Raw genomic sequence first — 13,427 nt, 5'->3', positions numbered from 1 at the left:
CGCTGGCATGACGAGGTTGTGGGAAGCCGCCATCTTCACGCCTCCCACCCGTTATGCGCCATCCAGGCGGCGCAGCAGCCCTTCGCCAGTTCGCGGACACGGCCGATATAGGCTTGGCGTTCGGCGACGGAGATCACCCCGCGCGCCTGCAGCGTGTTGAAGATGTGGCTCGCCTTGATCGCTTGGTCATAAGCGGGGAGGGGCAGGGGCTTGTCGCGCTCCAGCAGCGCGCGGCATTCGTCCGCGGCCTGGGTGAACTGGCCGAACAGCACTTCGGTGTTCGCTGCCTCGAAATTATAGGCGCTGAACTGCTTTTCGTTCTCGAGGAAGACGTCACCATAGCTGACGCCATCATCGTTGAAGGCGAGATCATAGACGTTGTCGACGCCCTGGATATACATCGCGAGGCGCTCCAGCCCGTAGGTCAGCTCGCCCGAAACCGGCTTGCAATCGAACCCGCCAACCTGCTGGAAATAGGTGAATTGCGACACTTCCATGCCGTCGCACCACACTTCCCAGCCAAGGCCCCAGGCGCCGAGCGTCGGGCTTTCCCAATCATCCTCGACAAAGCGGATGTCGTGGAGCAGCGGGTCCACGCCGATCGCCGCCAGCGAACCGAGATACAGGTCCTGCAGATTGGGCGGCGAAGGCTTCAGGATCACCTGATATTGGTAATAATGGCCCAGGCGATTGGGGTTTTCGCCATAGCGGCCATCGGTCGGCCGGCGCGACGGCTGGACATAGGCCGCCTTCCATGGCTGCGGCCCCAAAGCGCGCAATGTTGTTGCGGGATGGAAGGTGCCGGCGCCCATTTCCATATCGTAGGGCTGGAGAATCACGCAGCCCTGCTTGCTCCAATAATCATGGAGCGTGAGGATAAGTCCTTGAAAAGATAGCGGCTTTGCCATTGATCCCCGATAATTCTTCGCATCCGCACAAAATCGCGGCGGACCCTAGCCGCGAGACCCCCTTGCGGCAAGCCGCTGCCGGCCCGCTTGCGGCATCTGCTGCAACACGGGATAAGCCGTGCATGAGCATGTATCGGAAATTGCTGTCGACCTTCGTTGCCGTCGGCCTTGCGGCCTGCAGCCCTGCCAACAGCCCGCCCGCCGCGGCGCCCGCGCCCAGGGAAGCGCATCCGGCGCTGTGGAAATTGTCGGATGCGGACACGACCATCTGGTTGTTCGGCACCATCCATGTGCTGCCGGCGGGCTATAAGTGGCGGCATACGACGATCGACAAGGCGGTTGCGGAATCGGACGGGCTGGTGATCGAGGCGATCCTCGACCGCAAGGAGCCAGCCAAGGCTTTCGCATTGCTCAACAAGCTGGGCGTATCGCCCGGGTTGCCGCCGTTGGTCGAGCGCGTGCCGCAGGACAAGCGCGCCGCGCTGACCGCGCTGATGGAAAAGAGCACACTGCCCAAGCCCTTCCTCGACAGTCTGGAAACCTGGGCCGGTGGGCTGATGCTGATGCCGGTGCTGCTCGGCGACCTCGGCCTCAAGGGCGGCAAGGGGGTCGAGGAGGTGCTGGAGGAGGATTTCAAGGCGGCAGGCAAGCCGATCGAAGGACTGGAGACGGCCGAACTGCAGCTTCGCGTGCTCGATGGCATGTCGGAGGATGCGCAGCGCCAGTTCCTGGTCGCGATGGTCGACGACAAGGATGAGAAGCTGGATTTCAACAAGATGCTCGCCGCCTGGGCGAGGGGCGACGAGAAGGCGATTTCCAAGAGCTTCGACAAGGATATCCGCATCTCGCCCGAACTGCGCGAGGCTTTGCTGGTCCAGCGCAACGCCCGCTGGGCCGATTGGCTGCAGGCGCGGCTCAACAAGCCGGGGACGATCTTCGTCGCGGTGGGCGCGGGGCATCTGGCGGGCGAGGAATCGGTGCTGAGGATGTTGAAGGCCAAGGGGCTGAAGGTGGAGCGGGTGGAGTAGCGCCCTCGCTTTGACTCTTCGCGCTCGCTCCGCTATGCGCGCGCCTCCCCGATCCGGTCATCCCTGGAGGCGGTTCGGGTATTTGAACCCAAGCGAAACTGGAGACATGATATGAGCGACACGCTCACCCTGTCGGCCGAGACGCGCGAACGGGCAGGCAAGGGAGCCTCCCGTGCTGTCCGTCGCGAAGGCCGCGTCCCCGCCGTGATCTACGGCAACAAGCAGGAACCCATCTCGATTCACGTCGAGGAAAAGGGGCTGATCAAGGCCATGTCGACCGGCCACTTCATGAACAGCGTCGTGCTGATCGAAGTCGGCGGCAAGCAGACCCGCACCCTGCCGAAGGACGTCCAGTTCCATCCGGTCACCGATCGTCCGCTGCACGTCGATTTCCTGCGTATCGGCGAGCACACCACCGTGCACGTCAACGTGCCCGTGCAGTTCATCGATGAAGATGCCGCCCCCGGCATCAAGCGCGGCGGCGTGCTCAACATCGTCCAGCACGATATCGAGCTGATCGTCGATGCGGCGCACATTCCGGACGACATCACCATCTCGTTGAAGGGCCTCGACGTCGGTTCGTCGATTCACCTCGCCGACATCGCGCTGCCCAAGGGCGCGAAGGCCGCGATCACCGATCGCGACGTCACCATTGCAACAATCGTTGCACCGTCCGCGCTTAAGAGCGAAGAAGGTGACAACGAGACTCCGACCGAGGGCGGAGAGTAATCTGAACGGGAGGGCGATGTGCGCGGTGCCATGATTGCAATCGGGGCCGCGAGCCTCGCCCTCCTGCCTCAGCCGCTGCTGGCCCAGGCGGCCACACCGGCGAAGCCGGCCATCAAGCCGGCGGACCGCGACGCATTCTGCTTCGTCGCCACCGCGCTCAGCTCCTCGGCGCTCCGTCAGAACGAGGCCAAATTGTCCGAACAGGACAAGAAGGCGATCCCGCAGCTCACGCAGGCGATCCCTTATTATGCCGGCCGCACCACCAAGCGGCTGTCCGGCTCGGCCCTCGTCGCCGCGCTCAAGGTCGCGGAAGGCGAATTCAAGACCAGCAACCGCGGCGTCGAGACCGCCACTTGCATGAACGCCTTCGGCTCGGACATGAAGACGATCATCGCCGCGAGCCAGCAGGCCGGCCAGGCGTCGGCTCCAGCCAAGAAATAATCGCGGTCTGCCGGCGACGGCGACCGATCAGGACCAATCATGCAGCAGCTCTGGGTCGGCCTCGGCAACCCCGGCGCGCAATATGCGCTCCATCGCCACAATGTCGGCTTCATGGCGGTCGATGCGATCGCCGAGGTGCATGGCTTTTCCCCCGAGAAAAAGGGATTCCAGGGCTGGACGCGCGAGGGCCGGATCGGCGGCCAGAAGATCCTGCTGCTGAAGCCCGCGACCTTCATGAACGAAAGCGGCCGCGCGGTGGGCGATGCGATGCGCTTCTACAAGCTCGGCGAAGCGGACGTAACGGTCTTCCACGACGAACTCGATCTCGCGCCCTTCAAGGTGAAGGTGAAAACGGGCGGCGGCACCGCCGGCCATAACGGCCTGCGATCGACCGAGGCGCATATCGGCAATGCCTTCCGCCGCGTGCGGATCGGCATCGGCCATCCCGGCCACAAGGACAGGGTGACCCGCCATGTCCTCGGCAATTATGCCAAGGCGGAGATGGACGACCTCGCCGACATGCTGGGCGCGATTGCCGGCGAGGCGAAATGGCTGGCCGAGGGGAATGATGCGCGCTTCATGAGCGACGTGGCGCTGCGCCTCCAGCCATGAGCTTCGTGCTGCGTGAGGATGAGGCGGCCATCGCCGCGATCGCGCCGGGTGGGATCGCCTTGCTCACGGAACGCGCGACGACCACCTTCGATCGCGATGATCTGACCGAGGAGCAGCGCGCGGCCAACCGCCGGGTCGTGGCGATCTCCACAGGGTGCTGCGAGGATGCGGCGCGCAATTCGCATCAATATTTCGCGGCCGGGTTCACCGATGAGGGCGCGCTGGCCGGCTATGTGATCGCCACCCGCCATGGCCCCGACGACCATGAACTAGACTGGCTGATGGTCGCGCCCGAGCATCATGGCAGCGCGCTTTCGCGCCTGTTGATGGAGGCAGGGGTGGACTGGCTGGGACGCGATCGGCCAATGTGGCTGAACGTGATCCGCTTCAACGCCCGCGCTATCGCTTTCTATATGAAGTTCGGCTTTGCCGTGGACCCAGATGCGCGCACCGCCCACGCCGTGCCGCACTTCATCATGCGGCGCCCGCCCGACTGAGCCTGCCGGCCCCTCGCGACTGGCGGCGGTTCCATGATAGTCTGCGCTGACCCGGGGGAACGCCATGGACGAGACGCCGCCCGAAGCCGATCCGCTGACTGCGTTCGGCAAGACAATCCTCCAGCCCGGGCTGATCTGGGCGTGCGGTATGGTCGACGGCCATGCCGAACTGATGGAGGATAATGCGCCGCCCGCGGACTGCGCCTTCCGCTGGATTCACCTCAATCTTTCCGACCAGCGCAGCCTTAGCTGGGTCGAACGGTCGGTCGCGCTGCCGCCGGCGATCCACCAGGCCTTCATCGCGCCGGAAGATGGCCAGCGCGGTATGGCCGCCGCCGGCCATATCGCGCTTGTCCTCCATGATTTCGAGCGCGATTTCGATCGGCTCGATACCGGGCGGACGGGCGCGCTCCACATCGTCGCGGGGCCGGGGATATTGCTCACCGGCCGCCGCCATCCGCTGCACAGCGCCGATATCGTGCGCCGTCGCATCGCCGGTGGGGCGCGCATCGAGGATGCAGCGAGCGCGCTCGATCTGCTGCTCGGCACGCTGGCCGACACGCTCGACAGCCGCGTCCGCGACGTGACCAACGATATCGTCGCGGCCGAGGATGATCTGCTGGGCGACGGCAGCGCGCCCCAGATGCGCGAACTGGTGACGGCGCGGCGGCTCTGCGCCCAACTCCATCGCATGATCGCCGGCGCACGGACGGCCTTGCAGCGGGCCGAAGGCGAGCCGGAATTTCCAGTCGATCTCGCGAGCCCGATCGCGCGCGCGGTGCAACGCCTCTCCGCGCTAGATGCCGATGTCGTCTCGGCCCAGACCCAACTTCGCCTGCTGCGTGACGAGCTTGATCTGCAAGCCGCGCAGCGCACCAACCGCAACATCTATTTCCTGTCGATCATGACCGCGCTGATGATGCCGGCGACGCTCATCACCGGCTTCTTCGGCATGAATACCGGCGGGCTGCCCTTCCATGGCGCGGCGGGCACCTTGTTTGCCGGGATCGCGGCCGTGCTGTCCTCGCTCGGCACCTATTTCGCGCTGCGGTTGATGGGTTTCGTCCGCCAGTGACGCGGTCGCCTGCGACCGCTATGCGCCATGCGACGCCGCCCCGGAGACGATGATGCCCAGCCGTTCCCTGTTCGCCACCCGCTTCTATGAAGACAATATCGGCGACGACGCCCTCGTTGCCGAGCTGGAGGATGCGGTGCGCGCGCTGGTGGCGGAGGACAAGGCCGGGCAGCGCTGGTCCCGGGAGCATGGCTATCGCGGCTATACGAGCTATGCCTCGCTCGCCGATCTGCCGCATCGCGACCCACGCTTTGCCGATCTGGTGCGTATCCTCAACCGCCATGTCGCCCGTTTCGCCGCGGACTGCGCCTTCGATCTCGGTGGCCGCAAGCTCAAGCTCGACAGCCTCTGGGTCAATCTCCTGAAGCCTGGCGGGATGCATTCCGGCCATATCCATCCGCACAGCGTGGTATCCGGCACCGTCTATATCGCCGTCCCGCCCGGTGCCGGCGCATTGAAGCTGGAAGACCCCCGGCTGACGATGATGATGGCCGCGCCCCAACGCACGCAGGATGCGCCGGAAGACCTGCAGACCTTCGTTCGTGCCGAACCCGCGCCGGGCACGATCTTCCTGTGGGAAAGCTGGCTGCGCCACGAAGTCCTGTCGGGGGACGGCAAGCCGGACCGGATCAGCATCAGCTTCAACTATCGCTAAGTGCGTGAGGCTGGCGTCAGCCGGCCATTCCGCCTATCGGGACCGATCTTTCGATCACGGGATTCTGGGTAATGGGTTTTCGCTGCGGTATCGTCGGTCTGCCGAATGTCGGTAAGTCGACCCTGTTCAACGCGCTCACGGAGACGGCGGCGGCGCAGGCGGCCAATTATCCCTTCTGCACGATCGAGCCGAATGTCGGTCAGGTCGCCGTGCCCGATCCGCGCATGACGGAGATCGCTGCGATCGCCGGATCGGCCAAGATCATCGAGACGCAGCTCGCCTTCGTCGACATCGCCGGCCTGGTCCGCGGCGCCTCCAAGGGCGAAGGCCTCGGTAACCAGTTTCTCGCCAACATTCGCGAGGTGGACGCGATCGTCCATGTGCTGCGTTGCTTCGAGGATGGCGACATCACCCATGTCGAGGGCAAGGTCGATCCGATCGCCGACGCCGAGACGGTCGAGACCGAGCTGATGCTGGCCGACCTTGAATCGCTCGAAAAGCGTGTGCCCGCCTTCGCCAAGAAGGCTGCACAGGGTGACAAGGAAGCCAAGGCCGCGGCCGCCGTGCTCGGCCAGGCGCTCGGCCTGCTGCGCGATGGCAAGCCCGCGCGACTGACCCAGCCCAAGGATGATGATGAGACGCGCGTCTTCTCCCAGGCGCAGCTCCTGACCGCCAAGCCGGTCCTCTATGTCTGCAATGTCGACGAAGGTTCGGCCGCGAACGGGAATGAATTTTCGGAGCGCGTATTCGCCAAGGCTGCGGCCGAAGGCGCCAAGGCCGTCGTCGTCTCGGCGGCGATCGAGGCCGAGATCGTGACCCTCGCGCCCGACGACCGCGCCGAATTCCTGTCGGATCTGGGCCTGCACGAAACCGGTCTCGCCCGCGTGATCCGGGCGGGCTACGATCTTCTTCACCTTATCACCTTCTTCACCGCCGGCCCCAAGGAAACGCGGGCATGGACGGTCGAAAAGGGATCGAAGGCGCCGCAGGCGGCCGGCGTGATCCACACCGATTTCGAGCGCGGCTTCATCCGCGCTGAAACCATTGCCTATGACGATTATGTCGCGTTCAAGGGCGAGACCGGCGCGCGCGAGGCGGGCAAGCTGCGTTCTGAAGGCAAGGAATATGTAGTGCAGGACGGTGACGTGCTGCTGTTCCGCTTCAACGTCTGAGGAGCGAAGGGGTGACGTTCTTCGAGGATTATGAGGTCGGCCAGATCGCGCGGTTCGGCGCCTATCCGGTGACGCGTGAGGAGGTGCTGGAATTCGCCTCCAGATATGATCCGCAGCCCTTCCACCTCGACGATGCCGCTGCCGCCGCTAACCCGATCTTCGGCCGGCTTTCGGCGAGCGGCTGGCATACCGGCGCGATGGTGATGCGGATGATGGTCGATGAAGGCCAGAAGACCGGCCATTTCTCGATGGGCTCGCCGGGGCTCGACGAGATGCGCTGGCTGAAGCCTGTCTATCCCGGCGACACGCTGAGCGTGGAGACCGAAGTGATCGACAAGAGCGCGCCGAAATCGCGGCCCGATATCGGCTTTGTCAAGTTCCGTATCACCTGCTTCAACCAGCATGGCGAGCCGGTGATGCGCCAGATTGCCAGCAACATCCAGCCGCGCCGGCCAGCGGAAGGCTGATCGGAACGGGACTTTCGTCCGTAACCGGTTGATCGCATGATGCCGCTTCATTTGAAGGAGTCGGCGCATGAAGATCGTGAGACAGGGTTCGGCGCAATGGTCGGGCGGACTCAAGGACGGGCGCGGGGCGATCAGCACCGAAAGTGGCGCGCTGGACGCCTATCCCTATGGATTTGCCGCGCGGTTCGAAGGGCAGAAGGGATCGAACCCGGAGGAACTGATCGGCGCCGCGCACGCTGCCTGCTTCACCATGGCGCTGTCGCTGATCCTCGGCGAGGCAGGGCTGACGGCCGAAAAGATGGAGACCAGCGCCAAGGTGACGCTCGAGAAGCTCGACAGCGGCTTCACCATCACCGCGAGCGCGCTGACGCTGACCGCGAAGATTCCCGGCGCGACCGATGCGCAGTTCCAGGAACTGGCGGCCACCGCCAAGGCGAACTGCCCGGTATCGAAGCTCTACAAGGCCGACATCAGCTTGGTCGCGACGCTGGAGTCATAAAGCCGATCCCGTTCGCCGGCCCGCTCTGCCGCTTCGCCGCGGCCAGCGCGGCTTCGGCGGCGGTGAGCATGGCTTCGGCATCATAAGCGAAGGGATTTTCGGCGAGCGCCATCCCAACCGTGGGGTGGACGTGGACAAGCGCGCCGTCCCAATAGATCGGCAGCGCGAGATCGGCGAACAGGGCGTCGATGCCGCGTTCGAGATCGGCAACGAGGCGATGGGCGCGGGTCAGCACGGCGAAGCGATCGTCGCGGATGCGCGCAATCATCAGCGCGTCGCGAAAGCCCGTGGCGATCCTGGTCGCGACCGCTTCGAGGCATGCCCGGCCGGCTGCGTGGCCGTGCGTGTCATGGGCCAGCCGGACACCGTCGACGTCGATCAGCACCAGCGCACCGAGCGGCCACAAGTCAGATCCGCTGATGGGGGGATCGAGGAAGCGGCTGTCGAAAGCGCGACGGCTGGCAAGGCCCGTCACCGAATCCTGATCGACGAGTTGGCGAAGCGCTTCCCATTTGGCGCGCTCCTCGGTGATGTCCTGCTTCAACCCGTAGAGCTTCACCGTCCGCCCGTCGCGGCAACTGACGGTGGCCGTAAGCCGCATCCAGCGGCGGTGGCCGTCGGGCCGCGCCACCTGCGCATCGAGCGTGAAGCCGCGGCGGCGCGCCAGCGCATCGGCGCGCAGCCATTCCATCGCCTCGCGCGATTCCTCGCAATACATCTCGACGATGTCGGGCCGCTCGACCGCCTCGTGGCGGGGCAGGCCGAAAATATCGAACACGCCGGTCGTCCAGGTCAGCGCTTCGGTGGCGAGATCGCATTCCCAGGCGCCGATGGCGGCCAGCGTCGATGCGCGATCGAGCAAATCATCCTGCTCGAGGGGTGGCGATGGCCAGACGGGGAGGGGGGCACGGCCACGCGCGCGCCGTGAACGGGAAAGCGGGCCGCGCCGATGCTCGATCCACCGCCCGCTCATTGCGGACTGTGGCTTCGCAGCGTCAGTTCTGAACGGTTGCTCGACATGCGGCCAAGCTAAACGCCCAAGGGTTAAGATCAAGCCTTCGCTACGGCCAATGCCCTGTAAAATGTGAGAGTCACGGCCGCCGCACAGGCAGGCGGCCGTTTATCTCGCCTCAGTGACGGAAGTGGCGCATGCCGGTGAAGACCATGGCGAGGCCCGCTTCGTCGGCCGCCGCGATCACTTCCGCGTCGCGGATCGAACCGCCCGGCTGGATGACGGCGGTGGCGCCGGCTTCGACGGCCGCCAGCAGTCCGTCAGCGAAGGGGAAGAAGGCGTCGGAGGCGACTGCCGAACCGATCGTGCGCGGTTCGGCCCAGCTCGCCTTCTCCGCCGCATCCTTGGCCTTCCACGCGGCGATGCGCGCGGATTCGAGCCGGTTCATCTGGCCCGCACCGACGCCGGCGGTCGATCCGCCCTTGGCATAGACGATCGCGTTGGACTTGACGTGCTTGGCGACGGTCCAGGCGAACAGGCAATCTTCCAGTTCCTGTGCTGTCGGCTGGCGCTGGGTGACGACCTTCAGCATGTCACGGGTGACGCGGCCATTGTCGCGCGACTGGACGAGCATGCCGCCGGCGATCGTCTTCATCGTCAGGCCGGGGCGCGCGGGATCGGGCAGGTCGCCGGTGATCAGCAGGCGGAGATTCTTCTTCTTGGCGAACACCGCGCGCGCGGCGTCGTCGGCGGCGGGGGCGGCGACGACTTCGGTGAAAATGCCGGAGATGGCTTCGGCGGTCGGCCCGTCGAGCGGGCGGTTGACGGCGATGATGCCGCCGAAGGCCGAAACGCTGTCGCAGGCCAAAGCGGCCTCATAAGCCGCGATCAGCGTGTCGGCCGAAGCAACGCCGCAGGGGTTGGCATGCTTGACGATGACGACGGTCGGCGGACCGTCGCGGAATTCACTGACCAGTTCGAGCGCGGCATCGGCGTCGTTATAATTGTTATAGCTCAGTTCCTTGCCCTGCACCTGTTCGGCCTGGGCGATACCGCGCGCCGACGGGCCGGTCGGCAGATAGAGCGCGGCGGACTGGTGCGGGTTCTCGCCATAGCGGAGTTCCGCGCCCTTCTTGAGCGGCACCGAAAGCGCGGCCGGGAACATCTGCTGCTGGTCGGCGAAGGCGAACCAGGAGGAGATGGTCGCATCATAGGCGGCGGTTGCGGCGAAGGCGGTGGCGGCGAGGCGGCGGCGCAAGACCAGAGAGGTGGCGCCGGCCTTCTCGTCCATCTCGGCGATCAGCGCGCCATAATCGGCCGGATCGGTGACGATCGCGACGAAGGCGTGGTTCTTGGCGGCCGAGCGGACCATCGACGGGCCGCCGATGTCGATATTCTCGATCACTTCGTCCCGCTCGGCGCCCTTCGCCACGGTCTGCGCGAAGGGGTAGAGATTGACGATCACGAGGTCGATCATGCCGATCGCATGCTCGGCGGCGGCGGCCATATGGGCTTCGTCATCGCGCACGGCGAGCAGGCCGCCATGGACCTTGGGGTGCAGCGTCTTGACGCGGCCGTCCATCATTTCCGGGAAGCCGGTGAGATCGGAGATGTCGCGCACCTCAAGGCCTTCGTCGCGCAGCGCCTTGGCGGTGCCGCCGGTCGAAACCAGCTCGACGCCATGGCGGGCGAGCGCGCGGCCGAGATCGGCGAGGCCGGTCTTGTCCGACACGGAAAGGAGGGCGCGTTTAATCTTCACGTCAGTCATGACAGCAGCGATTCCTGATGGGGATTTTGGCGCACCCGTTAGGGCAATGGGCGCGCTAATGCCACCGGAGTCTTGAAGCTGCGCACATGGCCGTCATGCTGAACTTGTTTCAGCATCCATATGAGCGGTGTTTCGACGAAAGAGAATGGCGGCTCGCATGGACCCCGAAACAAGTTCAGGGTGACGGACTTGGGATGTGCGTGCCTAGCTTGCCCGCTTGAACAGCCAGCTTATGGTTGATCCGCCGCCCGCGGCCTGGCCTTCGACGACGAGTTGCAGCGTTTCCCGCGGATGGCCGGCGGGGTCGATCCAGATGCTTTCCTCCAGCGCCATCGTCCCGCCGCGGCAGCGGAACTGCCACAGCCGTCCGTCGCTCATCCGTAGCAGTGCGCCGAGGCCGTCGGCGGTCTGCGTCACTTCGACATCAGGCGCGAGGTGGAAGCGGACGGCGAAGGACGTGCCATTACCGCGACGTCGCCGGCCGGCGGGGAGCAGCACGTCCTCACCACGCAGTTCGCGGCCATCGGCGGCCAAAGCGAGCTGGCGCTGGTGGAGGAAGCCGAAGCGGCGGACATAGCCGTCATGGCTGGCCTCCACCCGGCTGCCATTGTCGCTTTCCTGACGATCCAGCTCGACCTCGCCGACGCCGCGGCCCAGCGAGCCGTCGGCATGGATCGCGGTGGAATTGCTGTCGGCCATTACCAAGGTCGAATGTGCCGCCGTTGATCGCAACGCCTCGGCCAGCGACGGCGGCAGCCGCAGTCCGCCGCGCGTACCGCCGCAATTGACGATCAGCCGCTGGCCGCCATCCGAAAGCTCGAAAGCCAGCGTCGATGCGCAGCCGCCATTGGCGAGGCGCGAAACCGGCGGCGGCGCGGCGTCGATGACAAGGATCGTCTGCCCGCAGGAAAGGCGCTGATAGCCCCAGTCGCGCGCCTGCCGCAGAGGCCGGGTGCGCACCGTCGACGCTTCCACCGCCGCGCTGATCCGCTGGGCTGATACGGGGGCGCCGCCCTGCCAGCTCGAAAGGCCGCCATCGCCCATGATGACGCCCAGCAGCGCCGGAACCGCCCGGCCAAGCATGTCCTCGATCAAAGGAGGCGGATCTCGGCGGCGGGCGAGATAGACGTTGCGAAGCTGGGACAGCAATTCGATCAGTTCAAGCTGCGCGACCGGCGAACGGCTCGCCACGCCGCCGTCGCCGTAAATCGCCTGGGCAAGCGCGCGAGCCAATCCCGCCTCGCCATGCTGAAGCCGTTGCTCGCCGCCGGGAATGAGCAATCCCGCCGCGACCACGCCGCACCATGCGGCGATACGCGCCGGCCCCTGCGGCGCCTTGTCCGCGCCGCGATCGAGATGGCGGGCGCCGCGTGCGAGGCCGTTGAGCACGGCGGACCGATAGACCAGATCCCCGCTCGACAGGATGAAGGGGGCATAAGCCGCCCAGAACAGGATGCGCTGGCCCCACAGGTCCGCCCGCCAGGCAGGCTCCGCGACATGGTTGCCGAAGGCCGCGATCCATTGCTTGAGCAATTGTTCGGCGATCGGCGCGGCGCGTTCGCGCGGGGCGGCCGCGGCGATATCGCGCAGCCAGGCGAAGCTGTGGAGATGGTCGGCAAATTCGGTCGATACGCCCAGCGCCGAGAAATCGAGGCTGGCCAGATCGATCGATTCGCCGCGATATTCCATGCGGCCGCTGAGGATCGTGGCGCCCGCCGCCGCATCGCCGGCGATCGGATCAAGCGGCACGGCGAGCAGCTTCAGCGGATAACGCCCACGCAGGCGCAGCGCGTGCAACGGAGTGCGCCAAGCCAGCTTGTGCAGTCGGTTGGCGAGGCGTTCGGCCAATGACAGTCCCTGGTCGCCGGCGACGCGGATCAGCCGCTTGCCGGGTTCTATCCCATCCTGCCCGTCGATCGCGGGCGGATCGACCGGGCCGGCCATGCTCAAGCGGCCTTCAGGGCCGCGATGTTGGCAGCGTAGGCCGCAGGTCCGCCCCGGAAGGTGGCGGTGCCGGCCACGAAGACGTCGGCACCCGCATCTCGTGCGCTGCGGATCGTCCCCACGTCGATGCCGCCGTCGACTTCCAGGTCGATCGGCTTGCCGAGCTTGTCGATCGACTTGCGGATCGCCTCGATCTTGCGGAGCTGGCTCGCAATGAAGCTCTGGCCGCCGAAGCCCGGATTGACGCTCATCACCAGGACGAGGTCGATCTCCTCCAGCAGATAATCGAGCATCTTGGCGGGCGTCGCCGGGTTGAGCGAGATGCCGGCCTTCTTGCCGAGCGCCTTGATGCGCTGGACGGTGCGGTGCGTGTGCGGACCGGCTTCGGGATGGACGGTGATGATGTCCGCTCCGGCCTCGGCAAAGGCTTCCAGATAGGCATCGACCGGCGAGATCATCAGATGCACGTCGAACGGCTTGGTGGAGTGCGGGCGGAGCGCCTTTACCACGGCGGGGCCGATGGTGATGTTGGGCACGAAATGGCCGTCCATCACGTCGACATGGATCCAGTCGGCGCCGGCGGCGTCGATGGCGCGTATCTCCTCGCCGAGCTTTGCGAAATCGGCGGACAGGATGGACGGAGCGATGCGGATGTCTGCAGTCATTGACACATCCGCTTA

At 65.7% G+C, this 13,427-nt stretch carries 15 protein-coding genes; 10 read left to right on the top strand and 5 right to left on the bottom strand.

The window, feature by feature from the left end; translation table 11 throughout:
• Positions 1-35 precede the first annotated feature (35 nt).
• Positions 36-908, bottom strand: coding sequence for a glycine--tRNA ligase subunit alpha (locus tag ACFB49_RS15785; RefSeq protein WP_380872209.1), 873 nt, complete (start codon positions 906-908; stop codon positions 36-38).
• 122 nt (positions 909-1,030) lie between these two features.
• Between ACFB49_RS15785 and ACFB49_RS15780 the strand changes: the two genes are divergently transcribed.
• The 10 genes from ACFB49_RS15780 (at position 1,031) to ACFB49_RS15735 (ending at position 8,083) form a co-directional block, all read left to right on the top strand.
• A complete protein-coding gene (locus tag ACFB49_RS15780; RefSeq protein ID WP_380872207.1) occupies positions 1,031-1,936 on the top strand; it encodes a TraB/GumN family protein in 906 nt (301 codons plus the stop codon).
• 111 nt (positions 1,937-2,047) lie between these two features.
• Positions 2,048-2,665 carry a 50S ribosomal protein L25/general stress protein Ctc gene (locus tag ACFB49_RS15775; RefSeq protein WP_380872206.1) on the top strand — a complete coding sequence of 206 codons (618 nt, stop codon included), beginning with the start codon at positions 2,048-2,050 and terminating at the stop codon, positions 2,663-2,665.
• 18 nt (positions 2,666-2,683) lie between these two features.
• Positions 2,684-3,106, top strand: a complete 423-nt coding sequence (locus ACFB49_RS15770) for a hypothetical protein (protein WP_380872204.1) — start codon at positions 2,684-2,686, stop codon at positions 3,104-3,106.
• Between the two features lie 39 nt (positions 3,107-3,145).
• Complete coding sequence (gene pth / locus ACFB49_RS15765; protein ID WP_380872203.1) at positions 3,146-3,718, top strand: aminoacyl-tRNA hydrolase; 573 nt, start codon at positions 3,146-3,148, stop codon at positions 3,716-3,718.
• Positions 3,715-4,215: a GNAT family N-acetyltransferase gene (locus tag ACFB49_RS15760; protein ID WP_380872202.1), complete on the top strand. Its 501-nt coding sequence runs from the start codon at positions 3,715-3,717 to the stop codon at positions 4,213-4,215. Before pth ends, ACFB49_RS15760 begins: the two co-directional genes overlap by 4 nt.
• Before the next feature lie 64 nt (positions 4,216-4,279).
• The gene (locus ACFB49_RS15755; RefSeq protein WP_380872201.1) at positions 4,280-5,290 is read left to right on the top strand and encodes a CorA family divalent cation transporter; all 1,011 of its coding nucleotides are present in this window, start codon (positions 4,280-4,282) and stop codon (positions 5,288-5,290) included.
• Between the two features lie 52 nt (positions 5,291-5,342).
• Complete coding sequence (locus ACFB49_RS15750; protein WP_380872199.1) at positions 5,343-5,945, top strand: TIGR02466 family protein; 603 nt, start codon at positions 5,343-5,345, stop codon at positions 5,943-5,945.
• A gap of 71 nt (positions 5,946-6,016) precedes the next feature.
• Positions 6,017-7,117 carry a redox-regulated ATPase YchF gene (ychF, locus tag ACFB49_RS15745; protein ID WP_380872198.1) on the top strand — a complete coding sequence of 367 codons (1,101 nt, stop codon included), beginning with the start codon at positions 6,017-6,019 and terminating at the stop codon, positions 7,115-7,117.
• Between the two features lie 11 nt (positions 7,118-7,128).
• Entirely contained in the window at positions 7,129-7,584 is a 456-nt protein-coding gene (locus ACFB49_RS15740) for a MaoC family dehydratase (protein WP_380872197.1), read from the top strand.
• Between the two features lie 67 nt (positions 7,585-7,651).
• Complete coding sequence (locus tag ACFB49_RS15735; protein WP_380872196.1) at positions 7,652-8,083, top strand: OsmC family protein; 432 nt, start codon at positions 7,652-7,654, stop codon at positions 8,081-8,083.
• On the opposite strand, the gene ACFB49_RS15730 is transcribed toward ACFB49_RS15735, so the two are convergent.
• The 4 genes from ACFB49_RS15730 to rpe all read right to left on the bottom strand — a co-directional run bounded on the left by ACFB49_RS15730 (position 8,055) and on the right by rpe (position 13,412).
• A complete protein-coding gene (locus tag ACFB49_RS15730; protein WP_380872195.1) occupies positions 8,055-8,945 on the bottom strand; it encodes a diguanylate cyclase domain-containing protein in 891 nt (296 codons plus the stop codon). The genes ACFB49_RS15735 and ACFB49_RS15730 overlap by 29 nt on opposite strands.
• Before the next feature lie 268 nt (positions 8,946-9,213).
• The gene (gene purH, locus ACFB49_RS15725) at positions 9,214-10,803 is read right to left on the bottom strand and encodes a bifunctional phosphoribosylaminoimidazolecarboxamide formyltransferase/IMP cyclohydrolase (RefSeq protein WP_380872194.1); all 1,590 of its coding nucleotides are present in this window, start codon (positions 10,801-10,803) and stop codon (positions 9,214-9,216) included.
• Positions 10,804-11,007: 204 nt separating this feature from the next.
• Positions 11,008-12,747 carry a heparinase II/III family protein gene (locus tag ACFB49_RS15720; protein WP_380872193.1) on the bottom strand — a complete coding sequence of 580 codons (1,740 nt, stop codon included), beginning with the start codon at positions 12,745-12,747 and terminating at the stop codon, positions 11,008-11,010.
• A gap of 2 nt (positions 12,748-12,749) precedes the next feature.
• Positions 12,750-13,412 (bottom strand): ribulose-phosphate 3-epimerase, encoded by a 663-nt coding sequence (gene rpe, locus ACFB49_RS15715; RefSeq protein WP_380872192.1) that lies wholly within the window; start codon positions 13,410-13,412, stop codon positions 12,750-12,752.
• Positions 13,413-13,427: the final 15 nt, after the last annotated feature.

The organism is Sphingomonas sp. DBB INV C78, assembly GCF_042693015.1.
Lineage (GTDB): Bacteria > Pseudomonadota > Alphaproteobacteria > Sphingomonadales > Sphingomonadaceae > Sphingomonas_E.
Note: the sequence above shows the minus strand (reverse complement) of the source record. Positions and strands in the feature narration are given on the sequence as shown.